This is a genomic window from Veillonella sp. 6_1_27 (genome assembly GCF_000163735.1).
GTDB classification, from domain to species: domain Bacteria; phylum Bacillota; class Negativicutes; order Veillonellales; family Veillonellaceae; genus Veillonella; species Veillonella parvula_A.
Genome location: NZ_GG770215.1, coordinates 615,986 through 631,194, shown reverse-complemented (window position 1 = coordinate 631,194; position 15,209 = coordinate 615,986). Strand labels below are relative to the sequence as shown.

The following is a 15,209-nucleotide window of genomic DNA, read 5'->3' as shown; positions in this document are numbered from 1 at the left end:
TGATTAGGCATGATAGAAAGGCATTTACACAATCAATGGATAGATTTTTAGTAACAGAACCTTCGGATATGAAGGAACGTGGTTGGGCTGAATTAGATTTCGTTCTCATCAGTGGGGACGCTTATGTGGACCATCCATCCTTTGCGCCTGCAGTTATCGGTAGATACTTGGAATCCAAAGGTTATCGTGTAGGCATTATAGATCAACCAGATTGGAATGATGTAGAGGCTTTCAAAAAACTAGGTAAACCACGTCTAGCATCCCTTGTTACGGCAGGGAATTTAGATTCAATGCTTAATAAATTTACGGCAGCAAAGAAAGTTCGCCGTAAAGATGATTATTCTCCAGGTGGTGAGTCAGGTCATCGTCCAGATCGTGCTACCTTGGTATATGCTAACCGTATGAAGGAGGCTTACAGTGATGTACCTCTTATCATTGGTGGTATAGAAGCGTCTTTGCGTCGCTTTGGTCATTATGACTATTGGTCAGATACGGTGCGTCGATCCATCTTAGTAGATTCTAAGGCCGATGTACTCGTCTATGGCATGGGAGAACTTCAAATCGTTGAACTAGCTGATGCCTTAGATCAGGGTCGATTTAAAGAGTCTTTGCCATCTATACGTGGCATTTGCTACATGGCAAAGGAAATTCCAACCATTGACTATGTAGAGTGCCCATCGTATGAAGCTATTAAGGCGGATAAGATGGATTTTGCCGATGCATTCCGCATTCAATACGATGAACAAGATCCGTTCTATGGACGTATTGTAGTCCAAAAGCATGGTGATAGATATCTCATTCAGAACACGCCTGCCTTGCCATTGACACAGGAGGAAATGGATGGTGTCTATAACTTGCCATATACTCGAAAGTGGCATCCTAAATACGATGATAAGGGTGGTGTGCCAGCATTAAGCGAAGTTCAATTTAGCCTTGTGAGCCAACGAGGTTGCTTTGGCAGTTGTTCTTTCTGTGCTATTACTAATCACCAAGGGCGTATCATTCAGAATCGTAGTCATGAGTCTTTGATTGAAGAAGCTCACATGATGATCAAGATGGACAATTTTAAAGGGTATATTCATGATGTAGGGGGCCCTACGGCAAATTTCCGCCATCTAGCTTGCGATAAACAAGCTGTCTATGGTGCGTGTAAAGGTCGTACTTGTGCGGCTCCAGAACCTTGTGAAAACTTGAATACAAATCATGATGACTATATTGCTTTACTGCGTAAATTACGTAAACTAAAAGGTGTAAAAAAGGTATTTGTTCGTTCTGGTTTGCGTTATGACTATGTACTAGCCGATAACAATAAAGATTTTGTGCGGGAACTTTGCGAGTTTCACGTAAGTGGGCAGCTAAAGGTAGCTCCAGAACATGTATCTAAACGGGTTACCAATATGATGGGGAAAGCTGGTAAAGAAGAATTCCTAACCTTTAAGTCTTGGTTTGAAGAGGCAAATAAAAAGCTTGGTAAGAAACAATACTTAGTGCCGTACTTTATGAGCTCTCATCCCGGTTGTGCCCTAGAGGATGCTATTGAATTAGCGGAATTTTTACGAGATCACCATATGTACCCAGAGCAAGTACAGGATTTTATTCCTACGCCGGGTAGCCTTTCTACTTGTATGTATTATACGGGCATTAATCCACTAGATGGAAAACCTGTTTATGTTGCTAAAAAGGGTAGAGATAAAGCAAAACAGCGCGCATTGATGCAGTTTAAAAATATTGAAAACTATGACCTTGTTAAAGAGGCTCTCATAGAAGCCAATCGACGTGATTTAATTGGCTTTGGCCCAGAATGTTTAATTCCACCCCGACCAATTGGTGGAAATTCTAAGCGTATTAGCCAATCTAGTAAATCTCGTAATGGCAAACGAGGTTGCGAATCTAGGAATCGATGCCAGACTGGAAAAAGGCGTAGTAGAGATGTGACTAAAGTTCGTACATCTAATAAAAGTTTTGGTGGTCGTTACATGTAGGGAGTAGCTCTAGCTACTCTCATTTTAAGATACTTTATGTCTTATGGGAGGCATATATGAAACGATGGATTGCTCCGAGCATCTTAGCATTATTTGTGGTAGGAATGTTGATCTATGGCATAAACTTTTACCAACAAGAACAAATAGAACAGGCCAAAGAGCCTATTCGTGGTGAAATTATAGTCTATACGGACTTACCTAATACTTTGACAGCTATGCTTGCTGAGCGTTATGAAGAGGAACAAAAGGTAAAAGTCACTGTAATGCCTCTTACAGAGGAACAAATGTCACAACGGTCGGCTTCTACAGTGGCTGATACTTCTGGTGATTTGGTGCTAACTTCTGAAGATAATCTCGTAATTGGTGCCAATGCAGGTAAATATATGCCCATCGTCAATGAACGTATTGACGAGGTACGTGATAATCTAAAGGATCCAAATGGCTATTGGGTTGGTATTTGGTATGATCCCATCGTATTTGTTCAGAATGATACCTTCCATAATGGCATTGGTAAATATATTACTACATGGGATACATTGGGAAAACAAGGTGATTGGTCTATCGTTATGACCGATTTTGTAGCATCTCAGAATGCGGCCAATTTGCTATATAATATGGTAGAGTATAAAGGGGAACCAGAGGCTCTTGAATACTTATATAGTTTGAAGCCCCATGTGGTTCAACATGCTAAATTTTTGTCTACTCCAATACGCCTAACTGCGCTAGGGGAGACAAATATTGGTATTGGTAACTTGTCTGATGCGGCGCAATATAGTCATCATGGGTATCCAATTAAGATCATTTATCCTAAAGATGGTACGTCTTATTATGTGACTGGTGCTGCCGTTTTAAAAAATTCAAAACATAAAGCAGATAGTGTAGAGTTTATTAATTGGTTACTATCTTCTAAAACGGCAAAATATATGGTAGAAAAGAATTTTACTTATATATTTACTAATCCTGAGATGGATGAGCCAAAAGATTCTATGGGGCATGATTTAGTATTATGGCCTGTGAATGGTGGCTATACTCTAGAAGGTAAAAAGTTACTATTAAATCATTGGGTTAGTCAAGTACGATTCCGTAAGGACTAAGTCAGTTGTATAAATCCAAGAAATAAATAAATAAGAATCTAGTGACGAAAGGATATAGAATGGGGAAAAAATTAGGATATGTTAGCCTAGGTTGTGCTAAAAATTTAGTAGATACAGAGGTAATGTTAGGCTTATTGAGAGATAATGGCTATTCGATTACAGAAGACTTAAGCGAAGCAGATCTTATCGTTGTAAATACCTGTACTTTTATTGAAAAAGCTAAGGCTGAGTCTATAAATACTATCCTTGAGGTTGCCCAATATAAAGAGGATGGTACTTGTAAGGGCCTTATCGTAGCAGGTTGTCTTAGCCAACAATATCAGGATGAATTATTCCAAGAAATTCCTGAAATTGATGCATTAATCGGTACCGGTGCATGGGATCAAGTTATGGTAGCCGTTGATGCTATTGAGCACGGCAATCGCAGTTGTATCATGGAAAATATTACGAATATCTATGATGAGCGCATGCCTCGTATTCAAACAACACCTCGTTATAGTGCATATGTAAAAATTGCAGAAGGCTGTAATAACGGGTGTACATTCTGTATTATTCCTAAGGTACGCGGTGCATTCCGCAGTCGTACTATCGAGTCTATTAAGGCTGAAGTGGAACGATTGGCTGCGACCGGGGTTAAGGAAGTTGTCCTTATCGCTCAAGATACAACGAGCTATGGTATCGACCTTAATGCTGGTAAACCATTATTGACGACATTGTTAAAAGAATTAACAACTGTAGAAGGCATAGAATGGATTCGCATGCTATACCTATATCCGACATTTTTCTCTGATGAATTGTTAGATATTATTGTTAATGAGCCAAAGCTTTGTAAATATGTAGATATTCCATTGCAACATGTTAATAACGATATTTTGAAACAAATGAATCGCCGAGACGATCGCAATGATATTGAGCGCTTGCTTAAGAAGATTAGAAATGCACCGACTCATATTACATTGCGCACCTCTATCATCGTTGGATTTCCTGGTGAAACAGATGAACAATTTGAGGAACTTTGTGACTTTGTAAAAGAAATCAAATTCGATAATATGGGCGTATTTACGTATTCTCAAGAAGATGGTACACCAGCTGGTGCTCGTGAAGACCAAATACCAGAAGAGGTCAAAGAAGAGCGTTATCACGTTCTTATGTCCATCCAAGCTGCTATCTCTGAAGAGAATAATCGCAATTTAGAAGGTACCATTGATTATGCGATGGTAGAGGAAATCGAAGAAGGCGAGAATAACACCTTGCTTGCAAAAGGTCGATTGAAATCTCAAGCACCTGATGTAGATGGTAATATGTACATTGAAGACTGTGGTGAAGACATTCAACCTGGTGATATTCTTAAGGTACAAGTAGAGCAAGGCTTTGCTTATGATGTAGTAGCTACGGTTGTAGAATAATACACAGTTCGATACATTCGATTGTGGAGGTGATCTGATGATTGTAGAACTTATTTCTACAGGTTCAGAATTATTGCTAGGTGATACAGTAAATACGAATGTATCATGGCTAGCACAAGAGTTAAATAAATTAGGATATACCATTGCCCATCAATCGGTGGTAGGTGATAATCCGAAACGGATGGCTGAAGTTTTTCAGCTCGCTAGTACAAGGGCTGATATCGTTATTAGTACTGGTGGGCTAGGACCTACGCAGGGCGACATTACACGTAATGTACTTGCCGATTCAATTGGCAGACCTATTGTGTTTAATCAAGAGGCCATGAATGAGCTTGAAAGGTTTTTTAAAAGTGTAAACCGTACTATACCCGATGCGAGTCGGCGAGAAGCACAATTACCAGAAGGGGCGAAAGTATTATATAACCCTGTTGGAGTTGCTCCAGGTGTCGTCGTTGAAGATGGTGACACTACGTACATACTTTTACCTGGACCTCCTGGAGAAATGAAGGACATGTTCCAAGAGAGCGTAGTTCCTTATTTAAATGGCCGATTTGGTTCTCAAGGTGTTGTTACATCCTATCGTTATGGCGTATATGATATTCGTGAAATTGATTTAGAAAGCACCTTGATGGATCTCATTAAGAAGCAATCTAATCCGACGATCGCTTTGCTTATTAAAAAGGGCTACATTGAGGTTCGTATCACTGCTAAGGCTGAAACATTAGAAGCGGCGCAAGAACTATTAAATCCTTGGGATGCTATCATACGAGAGCGTTTAGGTTCTCGCATAGGACGCGACTTAACAATTTCTATGGAGGAAACACTAGGTCGTACCTTGCTAGAGGAACACAGCACTATTAGTACTGCTGAATCTTGTACATCAGGATTGGTTGGCAAGCTTCTTACTAATGTCAGTGGTAGTAGTGAGTACTATATGGGCGGTGTCATCTCGTATAGTAATGATGTGAAACATCGTGTTTTAGGTGTACCACAAGATATGCTAGATGCGTATGGTGCTGTTAGTGAGCAAGTGGCTAAGGCTATGGCAGAGGGGGCACGAATTGTTGGTCAAACAACATATGCTGTTTCTACGACAGGCATAGCTGGTCCTGGAGGCGGTACGCTAGAAAAGCCTGTTGGTCTTGTTTGGTTTGGTGTTACTGGTCCACATGGTACGGTAGCCCATAAAGCTAATTTAATTGGCAATCGAGAAGATATTAGACAAAGTGCAGCAGAGCTAGCACTTTACTATGTTTATACTTATATAACAGAAAAGGGGAAATAAAATAATGGCTGTAGATGGTAGACAAGCAGCGTTGGATAACGCATTAAAACAAATTGAAAAAGATTTTGGTAAAGGTGCTATTATGCGTCTTGGTGAGGCGGCAGATCGCATGAATGTAGAGGTGATTTCCTCTGGTTCTCTAGCTATCGATATTGCTGTTGGTGTAGGTGGTTTCCCTCGTGGTCGTGTAATTGAAATCTATGGTCCAGAATCTTCTGGTAAAACAACAGTAGCTCTTCACGCGGTAGCAGAAGCTCAAAAACAAGGTGGCATTGCAGCATTTATTGATGCGGAGCATGCGATGGATCCTGTATATGCTCGCAATTTGGGTGTAGATATCAATAATTTGTTGATTTCTCAACCAGATAATGGAGAACAAGCTCTTGAAATTACAGAAGCCCTTGTTCGCAGTGGTGCAGTAGATATTGTTGTAGTTGACTCCGTAGCAGCATTGGTACCTAAAGCGGAAATTGATGGTGAAATGGGTGACGCTCATGTAGGTTTACAAGCTCGTTTGATGAGTAAAGCCTTGCGTAAATTGACTGGTATCATCAGTAAATCCAAAACAGTTGTTATCTTCATCAACCAATTGCGTGAAAAAGTAGGTGTTATGTTTGGTAATCCTGAAACAACAACTGGTGGTCGTGCGTTGAAATTCTATTCTTCTGTGCGTCTTGATGTTCGTAAAGGGGAATTGATCAAAGCAAATAATGAAAATGTTGGTGCTCGCACAAAAGTCAAAGTTGTTAAAAATAAGGTGGCACCTCCATTTAAGACCGCTGAATTTGATTTGATGTATGGCGAAGGTATTTCTAAAACTGGCACACTTATTGATATTGGTACAAATATGGAAATTATTAATAAATCTGGTGCTTGGTATTCTTATAATGGGGAACGTATGGGCCAAGGTAAAGAAGCGGCTAAACAATACTTGCTAGACAATCCACAAATAGCTGATGAAATCGATCGCATTATTCGTGATACATTAGCTGTTGGTACTGAAGAAATCGATGTAATCGGTGAAGAAGTAACTGAAGAAGTATAATCATGAGTGACGAAACGATGCAAGCTGCTATGGATCAAGCGTATCGCTTCTTAGCTCAACGCTTTCTTAGTTCTTATGAACTGACACAAAAAATGAGACGTAAACAATTCGAGGACCCTATCATTGAGAGGGTCCTTGAGCGCCTTAGAGATTATGATTACATCAATGATGAACGTTTATCGGAGCAAGTATTAACCTATTTGATGAAAGAACAAAAATACGGTGCTTATATGATTAAGCAAAAAATGAAACTTCGAGGACTTGCGATTCCTCAAGAAATTTCTGCTTATGATGAGGTAAAAGCTGCTTATCGGGTGGTAGAGAAAAAATTTGGATCTATTCTCAATGAAGAGAAGACTCCTCGGGTAAAAGTTTTTAGTTTTCTCAAATACAGGGGGTTCTCAACAAGCACAATTCAAGTTGTATGCAATGATTTTTATGAATAAATTCTGCTTTTTGAGAGGCCTTGGTAGGCTTGTAAAATCTTGACAGAAAGGGCTTTGAAGTCTAAAATTAATAATAGCCTTATTTATTTATATGATGATATGGCTAATTGATAATTTAATGCATAAAGGGCATAAAAAGGAGCATGAAAGCTCAATTTTGAGAAATAAAAAGGAGGTGAAAGAAATTTTAGAGTATAGTCTAATTGCAGTGGTAATGGTACTGATTGGACTAGGGGTAGGCTATTTTTTAAGAAAAAATATTGCTGAAGGAAAACTGAATCAAGCTGAACAAGAGGCTGCTCGCATCATTGCAAATGGTGAACGCACAGCTGAGTCTAAAAAGAAAGAAGCTTTATTAGAAGCGAAAGAAGAAATTCATAAGCTCCGTTCTGATGTAGAACGAGAAAATAAAGATCGTCGTTCTGAACTTCAACGTATGGAACGTCGTATTCTTCAAAAAGAAGAATCTTTGGATAAAAAATTAGACAATATTGAGCACAAAGAGGAAGCTTTACATCGCAAAGAAGCTGACTTAGCCCAAAGCCGTGAAAAGGTAGAAGCTTTGTATGAAAAACAAATGGCAGAATTGGAACGTATTTCTGGCATGACGTTCGAAGAAGCAAAAAATATCTTGTTAACGAATGTGGAACAAGAAATCCGTCATGAAACGGCGATTATGGTTAAGGAAATGGAGCAGCAAGCTAAGGATGAAGCGGAGAAAAAAGCGAAAGAAATTATCTCCTCTGCTATCCAACGTTGTGCAGCTGACCATGTAGCGGAAACTACCGTATCCGTAGTGGCATTGCCTAATGATGAAATGAAGGGGCGCATTATCGGTCGTGAGGGCCGTAACATTCGTGCACTCGAAACATTAACAGGTATTGATTTGATTATCGATGACACACCAGAAGCAGTTATTCTTTCCGGCTTCGATCCAATTCGTCGTGAAGTGGCTCGTATTGCGCTGGAAAAATTGATTGTAGATGGTCGTATCCATCCAGCTCGTATTGAAGAAATGGTTGGTAAAGCTCGTAAAGAGGTGGACCAAACTATTAAAGAGGCTGGTGAACAAGCGACATTTGAAGCTGATGTTCATGGCTTACATCCTGAAATTGTTAAGATTTTGGGCCGTTTGAAATATCGTACTAGTTATGGTCAAAACGTATTGAAACATTCCATTGAAGTATCTCATTTAGCAGGTTTAATGGCAGCTGAACTAGGCTGTGATGTAACTTTGGCTAAACGAGGTGGTTTGATTCATGATATTGGTAAAGCATTAGACCGTGAACTTGAAGGTTCTCATGTTCAAATCGGTGTTGATGTGGCTCGTAAATATCGTGAAAGTGCAGCAGTAATTAACTGTATTGGTGCTCATCATGGTGATGAAGAGTTCCAAACCGTAGAAGCTGTATTAGTAGCTGCCGCTGATGCTATCTCCGCTGCCCGTCCAGGAGCACGTCGAGAAACATTAGAAAACTACTTAAAACGTTTATCTAAATTGGAAGAAATCGCTGAATCCTTCGAAGGCGTTGAAAAATGTTTTGCTATTCAAGCCGGTCGTGAGATTCGCGTTGTAGTAAAACCGGATAAGATTGATGAAGCTGAGTCTACATTACTTGTTCGGAATATCGTAAAACGCATCGAGTCAGAACTTGAATATCCAGGCCAAATTAAGGTCGTAATTATTCGTGAAACTCGCGTTGTGGATTACGCAAAATAATATGCTATAAGCGATAAGTATAGGCTGCAATGTTTTCATTGCAGCCTATTGTTATCAAAGTTTCGGTAATTATATATTGCTATATACGGCGTATAGGAATCATCATTTACATTGCGTTGTAGATGATGATTCCTATGATTCGTATCAAGTTATTTATACTTTTTTAATAATTTAATTGATTAAAATGCTTTACAAATAGAGGATTTTTTATTTGTATATAGAATTAATATATATATGGGGAAGGAGGCGTTGGCTATGAGCCGATATTTTGAAAATGAGTTGATTGAACAAATCAAAGATGCTAATGATATCGTGTCAGTTGTATCCGAGCATGTAGCCTTAAAGAAACGCGGCAAGAACTATTGGGGTTGTTGTCCATTTCATAATGAAAAAACGCCATCCTTTAGTGTAGCCCCTGAAAAGGGTTTTTATTATTGCTTTGGGTGCCATGCATCAGGAAATGCTATTAAATTTCTTATGGAATTAGAGCATTTAACTTTTGTAGAAGCCCTAGAGCGGCTAGCTAATCGAGCTAATATTCCATTGCCAGAGGCGAAACTTTCACCTGAACAAAGAGCTAGAGATGAAAGGCGCAAAAAACTGTATGAAGCTTCTGATTTAGCGTCTACCTTTTTCCATAACTGTCTCACTCAAACGTCTATTGGTAAAGTGGGATTAGATTATTTGAAAAAGCGAGGGCTCACACAAGAGACCATAGAAACATTTAAGCTTGGTTTTGCTCCTGATGGTTGGGATAAGTTATATCGTGCCTTTCATGAGCGTGGCATTGATGATTCCATTCTTTTAGAGTTGAATCTTGTCCGAAAGAACCAAAAGGGTCAATTTTATGACTTCTTCAGAAATAGAATTATGTTCCCTATTATGGATGGTAAAGGGCGAGTAGTTGCTTTTGGTGGACGCGTTATGGATGATAGTACACCAAAATATTTAAACTCTCCAGAGTCATCAATCTTTGAAAAAGGTAAACTCTTATTTGCCTTTGATAAGGCTTATAAATCTATTCGTGAGGAAAAACAAGCTATTCTTGTAGAAGGCTATATGGATGTTATATCCGCTCATAATCATGGTGTTACTAATGTAGTCGCATCATTGGGGACTGCTTATACAAGAGATCATGGGCATATCTTGATGAGGCAAGCTGAAGAAATCGTGTTAGCTTATGATATGGATGGTGCTGGTCGTCAAGCGGCTGCTAGGGCTATTGAATTATTGCAAAATACGGATTTTAAGGTGCGTGTCCTTGCCATGCCAGACGGTAAAGATCCAGATGATTATGTGCGTAATCATGGGGGACAGGCATTTAAGGAGTTAGTTGCTAAAGCTGTTAAACCTCTTGATTATCTATTAAGTGAGTCTTTGATTAAACACGATACAAATGATACAGAAGGGAAGCAGGCTGTTATGGCAGATGTTTTCCCATATATTGCAAATATAGATAGTCAAACACAGAGAGATGATGCTTTAAAAACATTGGCATTGCCATTATGGCTTGATAATAGTACTATTTTTAGATACTTTAGAGATTATGTGAAAAAAGGACAAATTGAATTAGTGGATACTGCATCAACACCTTTGCCAACACAGGATTTACCAAAGGGGGATGCGGAAAAATTATTGTCCTTAGCTTTCACAGATGGCGAAGTATTACAACATATGATGAGCTATTTGCCATTAGAGGACTTTGAAAAAATTGAATATCGAGGTATAATAGAAAAGCTATTCACCTTGTATAAGTCCGAAGGTCGTCTAGATGAAACTGCAATTCAATCTGTTTTATCTTCTCAAGAATACGATATTTACTCTAGGTTGGTCGTCATGAGTGACGATGAATATAAGGTACAAGTGCCTGCATTAATCCGCAAGATAAGGCTCCATTCATTGCGTGAACAGTATAAAGCGCATTCAATTATGGCGGATCAATTAAAACGAGCAGGAGATTCGACGTTTATTAGCGAATTACATAAGTGTCAGGAAATACAGAATTTAATTAGAGAATGGTCTAAGTAAATCATTAATGGTTAAAAAGGAGAGCGCTGTGGCTAAGAAAGTACAAAAAAGTCAAATAGAGGAGATTGTTGAGCAACTTCTTGAAAAAGGCCGTAAGAGCGGTGTGTTGACACAATCCGAGATTTCAGATGCTCTTCATGAGCAGACGGAAATTACTGCGGAACAATTAGATGATATTTATACGACTTTGGGTAAATTGAATGTTGAGATTGTGGCAGATATTGATGCTGATGATACAGATAGTCATACAATTGAAACGGATGAAGATGAAGACGAAGTTTCTAGCGAGAAGAAAATTTCTATCGATTTAAGTGTTGATTCTGGTGTTAATATTGATGACCCTGTACGAATGTACCTAAAAGAGATTGGTCGCGTACCATTGCTTTCAGCTGACGAAGAAATCGTATTAGCTAAGCAAATCGAAGCTGGTGCACAAGAGGATGCTACATATAAAGATATTCAACTTAGCAAAAAGGCTAAGAAAAAATTGGTAGATGCTAATTTGCGGCTAGTTGTAAGTATCGCGAAACGTTATGTAGGTCGCGGTATGTTGTTCTTGGATTTAATTCAAGAAGGTAACCTAGGTCTGATTAAAGCGGTAGATAAATTCGATTATACTAAAGGTTATAAATTTTCAACGTATGCTACATGGTGGATTCGTCAAGCGATTACGCGTGCTATTGCAGACCAAGCTCGTACGATTCGTATTCCTGTACATATGGTAGAAACAATTAATAAATTGATTCGTATTTCTAGACAATTGTTGCAAGACAAGGGTCGTGAGCCATTGCCAGAAGAAATTGCTGAAGGTATGGGAATTACTGTAGAGCGGGTACGTGAAATTCAAAAGATCGCTCAAGAGCCAGTATCCTTGGAAACTCCGATTGGTGAAGAGGAAGATTCCCATTTAGGGGACTTCATCGAGGACCAAGATGCAATTGCTCCAGATGATGCAGCTAGCTACATTTTATTGCAAGAGCAAATTGAAGATGTATTTACATGCTTGACTGATCGTGAGCAACAAGTATTGATTTTACGTTTTGGTTTGAAGGATGGTAAGCCTCGTACATTGGAAGAAGTTGGTCAACATTTCAATGTTACACGTGAACGTATTCGTCAGATTGAAGGTAAAGCGCTTACTAAATTGCGCAACCGCGGTAAACGTGATAAAATCAAAGATTTCTTATAAGATTTTGAATCTCTTAAGGGTTGTAATGCAGTGTTGTATAGCACTGTATTACAACCCTTTTGTGTTATAATAAAAAATGGTAATATCTTACAATAAAAAGTAATTTATGATAAGACTTACGTAATAGACAAGCGTTTCATGTAATAGCGATAAGTTTTATGTAATAGATATAAGTTAAACGCTTATGTAATAGATAGGAGATATAATGTTTACAGTTACTAAACGGTTAGAGGTGAGTGCATCTCATCAATTAAAACTAGATTATCCGAGTAAATGTCAAAATCTTCATGGGCATAATTGGATTATTACAGTTCATGCACGTTCTGAAGAGTTAGATCATAATGGGATGGTCATCGACTTTACGATTATTAAAGAAAAAATTCATGGTCGATTGGACCATCGCCATATCAACGATGTACTAGGCGATATAAATCCTACTGCGGAGAATATGGCAAAATGGATCGCTGATGAATTGGGCCCAAAATGCTTTAAAGTAGAGGTTCAAGAATCTGAAGGGAACACAGCTATTTATGAACGTGATTGAGATTTTTGCCTCTATTGATGGGGAAGGTAGTCGGCAAGGTTTGCTGACTACATTTTTACGCCTCCATGATTGCAATATTCGCTGTTCCTATTGTGACACGACTTATAGCTACGGCATTGATAGTGTTTTCAAAGAGATGACTGTAGCTGAGGTGGCTGATGTTATTGAATGCTTAGGCAATCATCGCATTACTATTACTGGTGGGGAGCCTCTATTACAAGAAGCTGCTGTTGTAGAGTTAATTGATGAATTAAATCGTCGGAAGGCTTTAAAGATACAAGACAGTCCATCAAGTCAAAGTGATTTAACTCGTATTAATGATGTAGATAAAGATGTAGATAAACGAGAGAGGCCTAATAATAGTCCTTATGATTTCAATATTGAAACAAATGGCACGATTGTACCGAGCTTTCATAGAGATAATGTGTGGTTTACCTACGATTATAAAACGCCGTCCTCTTTAGCCGAAGAGTCTATGAATATAGATATATTCAAGGTGGCTACAGAACGTGATTTGATTAAGTTTGTCGTTGGTTCTCCAGAAGATTTGGATTGTATGCGTCGCATAATTAGTAAATATCCTACAGTGGCTCAAATATATGTATCGCCTGTATGGGGACAGATTGAGGCGGCATCGATTATTGATTATATGAAAACATATAATTTGCAGAATGTACGATTCCAACTGCAAATCCATAAATTTGTCTGGGATCCAGATGCAAAGGGTGTATAGTATTGTTAGGCTGTGTAGTATCAGTATCTTTTCTATGGTATGATATGAGGTCTGATGAAATCTTGATATAAAGGGGTAAATATGGATACAAAAAAAATAGAATCGCTTATATATCAGTTGTTAGAAGCATTAGGTGAGGATCCTAATCGGGACGGTTTGTTAGAAACACCGAAACGGGTGGCTCAAATGATGGAAGAGGTATATGAAGGCATTCAGTATACAAATGCTGAGATTGCAGAAATGTATGGTAAGACCTTTGCTGTAGATACAAATCAAATGGTAGTAGTAAAGGATATTACTTGCTTCTCTCATTGTGAACATCATATGGCATTGATGTATGATATGAGTATCAGTATTGGGTACATCCCAAAAGGTCGTGTCATAGGTTTATCTAAGATTCCCCGCATAGCTGAAATGTGCTGCAAGCGTTTACAATTGCAAGAAAAAATTGGTGAAGATATTGCGGAAGTAATTTCTTTAGCGACAGGGTCTGATGATGTTATTGTGCACATTACATCGTCTCACAGCTGCATGAGTGCACGAGGCATTAAATCTACAGATAGCCAAACGACTACACTAACTACTAAAGGCGTATTTAACGAAGATCATATGATTCACCGTTTTATGCTAATGAAATAGTCTTAGCGTTTGAGTTGCCTTGACTAAATGATAGTCTATTCGGTATAATTAATAAGCTAGAAACTAACTGAGGGCCTATAGCTCAGGGGTAGAGCAACCGGCTCATAACCGGTCGGTCCCTGGTTCGAACCCAGGTGGGCCCACCATTATGTTGATATCTACCGTCCTTGAGATTTCAAGGACGGTTATTTTTATATGTAACTCATTTATTTTTGTAACTTAACAAAGCTTATTTTTGAATAGTATTATGTTTAGAAATAAATAAACGAGAATAAATAAGCAAATAAATAAGCAAAAAATAATCAAGAATAAATAATTAAGAATTAAGAATGAATAGTTAGTAATATATAATTAGTAATAGTAGAGGAAGTTATGGAACCTAGACCTATGATGGACCGCCTAGAAGCGGTATTCTCAATCGTACCAAAGGCGCAATCCATTGCCGATATCGGCACCGATCATGGCTATTTAGCGGTAGAGCTCATCAACCGTCAACGCGCTGAATATGTCATTGCCGGTGATGTACATAAAGGTCCGTTAGAATCTGCAAGATCATATGTTGAGTCTTGTGGACTAGCCGATAAAGTAGATTGTCGTTTAGGCGATGGTCTTAAAGTGACAGGAAAGGGCGAGTTGAACGGCGCCATTTGTTGTGGTATGGGCGGTTTTTTAATGCGGGATATTGTAGATGCAGGCCCGGAACAATTAGAGTTCTATGTACTCCAACCGCAGAATGGACAAAAAGAATTACGTCAATATATGGTTCAAAAGGGATATGTTATCGTTCTAGAAATCATCGTAGAAGATGCTGGTAAGCTCTATACAGCATTTTTAGCAGTGCGCAATGACTGCGTGGAAGCTTATACAGGTATGACTGAATATGTAGATATTTATCAAGCGTTACCGGAAGACTCCTTGTTGTGGTCTGTAGGGGCTTTATTGGAACAAGATAGACCACCACTTTGGATGAAATATATAGAGTATTTAATATATCAACGACAATGTGCATTAGATGATATGACAGAGAAATTAAGTTATACTGATAAATATCAGGATTTAGAGCAGGAAGTTAATTTTCTTCGTAATCTTTTATAGAAT

Annotated in this window: 13 protein-coding genes and 1 tRNA gene; all 14 read left to right on the top strand. The window is 38.6% G+C overall.

The window, feature by feature from the left end; all coding sequences use genetic code 11:
* Window positions 1-35: 35 nt before the first annotated feature.
* The 14 genes from HMPREF0874_RS02990 to HMPREF0874_RS02925 all read left to right on the top strand — a co-directional run bounded on the left by HMPREF0874_RS02990 (window position 36) and on the right by HMPREF0874_RS02925 (window position 15,206).
* Complete coding sequence (locus tag HMPREF0874_RS02990) at window positions 36-1,982, top strand: YgiQ family radical SAM protein (RefSeq protein ID WP_008601369.1); 1,947 nt, start codon at window positions 36-38, stop codon at window positions 1,980-1,982.
* Window positions 1,983-2,038: 56 nt separating this feature from the next.
* Entirely contained in the window at window positions 2,039-3,076 is a 1,038-nt protein-coding gene (locus HMPREF0874_RS02985; protein ID WP_008601367.1) for an ABC transporter substrate-binding protein, read from the top strand.
* 59 nt (window positions 3,077-3,135) lie between these two features.
* Window positions 3,136-4,482, top strand: a complete 1,347-nt coding sequence (rimO, locus tag HMPREF0874_RS02980; RefSeq protein WP_004696407.1) for a 30S ribosomal protein S12 methylthiotransferase RimO — start codon at window positions 3,136-3,138, stop codon at window positions 4,480-4,482.
* Window positions 4,483-4,519: 37 nt separating this feature from the next.
* Entirely contained in the window at window positions 4,520-5,767 is a 1,248-nt protein-coding gene (locus HMPREF0874_RS02975; RefSeq protein WP_008601365.1) for a competence/damage-inducible protein A, read from the top strand.
* A gap of 4 nt (window positions 5,768-5,771) precedes the next feature.
* Window positions 5,772-6,812: a recombinase RecA gene (gene recA, locus HMPREF0874_RS02970; RefSeq protein ID WP_008601363.1), complete on the top strand. Its 1,041-nt coding sequence runs from the start codon at window positions 5,772-5,774 to the stop codon at window positions 6,810-6,812.
* 2 nt (window positions 6,813-6,814) lie between these two features.
* Window positions 6,815-7,258, top strand: coding sequence for a regulatory protein RecX (locus HMPREF0874_RS02965; RefSeq protein ID WP_039965037.1), 444 nt, complete (start codon window positions 6,815-6,817; stop codon window positions 7,256-7,258).
* Window positions 7,259-7,376: 118 nt separating this feature from the next.
* A complete protein-coding gene (gene rny, locus HMPREF0874_RS02960; RefSeq protein WP_004696400.1) occupies window positions 7,377-8,978 on the top strand; it encodes a ribonuclease Y in 1,602 nt (533 codons plus the stop codon).
* Between the two features lie 255 nt (window positions 8,979-9,233).
* A complete protein-coding gene (gene dnaG / locus HMPREF0874_RS02955) occupies window positions 9,234-11,006 on the top strand; it encodes a DNA primase (protein ID WP_004696399.1) in 1,773 nt (590 codons plus the stop codon).
* 28 nt (window positions 11,007-11,034) lie between these two features.
* Window positions 11,035-12,195 (top strand): RNA polymerase sigma factor RpoD, encoded by a 1,161-nt coding sequence (gene rpoD, locus HMPREF0874_RS02950; protein ID WP_004696398.1) that lies wholly within the window; start codon window positions 11,035-11,037, stop codon window positions 12,193-12,195.
* A 205-nt stretch (window positions 12,196-12,400) separates the two neighbouring features.
* A complete protein-coding gene (queD, locus tag HMPREF0874_RS02945) occupies window positions 12,401-12,739 on the top strand; it encodes a 6-carboxytetrahydropterin synthase QueD (protein WP_004696395.1) in 339 nt (112 codons plus the stop codon).
* A complete protein-coding gene (locus HMPREF0874_RS02940) occupies window positions 12,726-13,472 on the top strand; it encodes a radical SAM protein (protein ID WP_039965034.1) in 747 nt (248 codons plus the stop codon). The genes queD and HMPREF0874_RS02940 overlap by 14 nt, the downstream gene beginning before the upstream one ends.
* A gap of 81 nt (window positions 13,473-13,553) precedes the next feature.
* Window positions 13,554-14,111 carry a GTP cyclohydrolase I FolE gene (gene folE / locus HMPREF0874_RS02935; protein ID WP_008601351.1) on the top strand — a complete coding sequence of 186 codons (558 nt, stop codon included), beginning with the start codon at window positions 13,554-13,556 and terminating at the stop codon, window positions 14,109-14,111.
* Between the two features lie 71 nt (window positions 14,112-14,182).
* Window positions 14,183-14,257: transfer RNA gene (locus tag HMPREF0874_RS02930), tRNA-Ile, on the top strand.
* A gap of 226 nt (window positions 14,258-14,483) precedes the next feature.
* A complete protein-coding gene (locus HMPREF0874_RS02925) occupies window positions 14,484-15,206 on the top strand; it encodes a class I SAM-dependent methyltransferase (RefSeq protein WP_039965032.1) in 723 nt (240 codons plus the stop codon).
* Window positions 15,207-15,209 lie beyond the last annotated feature (3 nt).